Origin of the sequence: Stenotrophomonas sp. YIM B13575, assembly GCF_042787595.1 — a bacterium.
GTDB classification, from domain to species: Bacteria; Pseudomonadota; Gammaproteobacteria; order Xanthomonadales; family Xanthomonadaceae; genus Stenotrophomonas; species Stenotrophomonas lactitubi_B.
In genome coordinates this window covers 1-1,073 of the sequence record NZ_JBHZOP010000219.1, presented here as the reverse complement: position 1 = coordinate 1,073, position 1,073 = coordinate 1, and the positions used below count along the sequence as shown (strand labels likewise).

The 1,073-nt window shown below is 70.1% G+C and carries 1 protein-coding gene; it reads right to left on the bottom strand.

Translation table 11 applies throughout. The features are described 5' to 3' along the window. Positions 1-53 precede the first annotated feature (53 nt). Entirely contained in the window at positions 54-872 is an 819-nt protein-coding gene (queF, locus tag ACFX4F_RS21325) for an NADPH-dependent 7-cyano-7-deazaguanine reductase QueF (RefSeq protein WP_380658367.1), read from the bottom strand. Between the last annotated feature and the right edge of the window lie 201 nt (positions 873-1,073).

Below are 1,073 nucleotides of genomic sequence, written 5' to 3'. Positions count from 1 at the left end.
GCTACCCGTCACAGTGCGGCCCCACGGTAGCGCCGGGCCATGCCCGGCGACGCTTATTGCCGCAGTTCGCGGTAGGTCGCGGCCGGGGCGGCGATGCCGGGGCTGGCGCGCCACGGGTTGATGTCCAGGCCACCGCGACGGGTATAGCGGGCTTCCACTTCCAGCCACTGCGGCCGGCAGCGCGCGGACACTTCGCTGAAGATGCGCTCGACGCACTGCTCATGGAACTCGGCGTGCTCGCGGTAGCTGACCAGGTAGCGCAGCAGGCCGGCACGATCGATCTGCGGGCCGCGATAGCGCAGGCTGACGGTGGCCCAGTCCGGCTGGCCGGTGACCGGGCAGTTGGACTTCAGCAGGGCCGAGAGCAGGGTCTCCTCCACCAGCACGTCGGCGTCGGCCGACAGATAGTCCGCCTGCGGCGGGCCATAGCAGTCGATGTCCACATCAAGGCCATCAATCAACTCGCCCAGCGGCGACTCGCGCAGCGCCGGCAGCCCGAACGTGACCTGGACCGGGGCACCGGCGCAGGCCGACAGATCGGCGACGAGGCGCTCGCGCAGGGCATCGGCACTGTCCAGGCGGGTGCTGTTGAGCGAGTTCAGGTACAGCTTGAACGACTTCGACTCGATCAGCCGCGGCGAGGTGCACGGCACCTGCACGGTGGCGACGGCGACCTGCGGTTTGCCACGCGGGTCGAGCCAGCTCAGCTCGAAGGCGTGCCAGCGGTCGTGGCCGACGAACGGCAGCGCGGCCTCGTCGAGGCCGATCTCGGCGCGGGCGCCGACGCGGGGGATGGGAAACAGCAGGCCGGGATCGTACTGCGACGGGTAACTGACCTCGCGACCGAGGCTGGAATCCTGTGGGGTGTTCATGGTGCTTATTGTATCGCGCGTGGAGCGGGCCTTCGGCCGGGTCGGCCAACGGCGGAGCCCCTCCGTGGTGGGTGGGTTGGTCGCGTACAGCCGGGATTCTGGGGTTGGCCGGGCGGGGAGGCTGGGCAGGGGGCGCTGCAAGTACGTCCATGTAAGCTCGGTCGCCGCATCCATGCGGCTCACGCCCCTGCCCAGCCTCCC